Genomic DNA, 418 nt, shown 5'->3' on the forward strand with positions numbered 1-418 from the left:
CATTGGAGATAACACGCACAAAATTTAGAGGAAAGCTTTCTCTTACGCCTCCATCCTTTTTAATCCTTCATGGAGATCTAGACATGTACATCAAGAGTCCTCTTCTCGGCTTAACTGCTCTGATGGCCGCTTCCGTCGTTCGAGCAGCTGGCGCCGAGCGGGAACCGGCCGAGTACATCAAGATCTGCGACGTCCTCGGCTCGGGTTATTCCTATATTCTCAACACCGACACCTGCCTGCGCATCGGCGGCTATGTCCGTTATGATATCGGCCTCGTGATGTCCGATCGTATGACAGCGCAAGAACCTCGGATGTGAGAACTGGCGAGGACCAAGGCACTTGGCGAAACAACACACGCTTCACGTTCAAAACTTGGACCGGCCAGCATACCGAGCTCGGCGCGTTGACGACCTATACC

At 53.3% G+C, this 418-nt stretch carries 1 pseudogene; it reads left to right on the top strand.

The features are described 5' to 3' along the window. Positions 1-83 precede the first annotated feature (83 nt). Positions 84-418 (top strand): annotated as a pseudogene (locus EOA85_RS37065) (porin); the annotation flags it as partial.

This window comes from Mesorhizobium sp. M5C.F.Ca.IN.020.29.1.1 (assembly GCF_003997375.1).
GTDB lineage: Bacteria > Pseudomonadota > Alphaproteobacteria > Rhizobiales > Rhizobiaceae > Mesorhizobium > Mesorhizobium wenxiniae.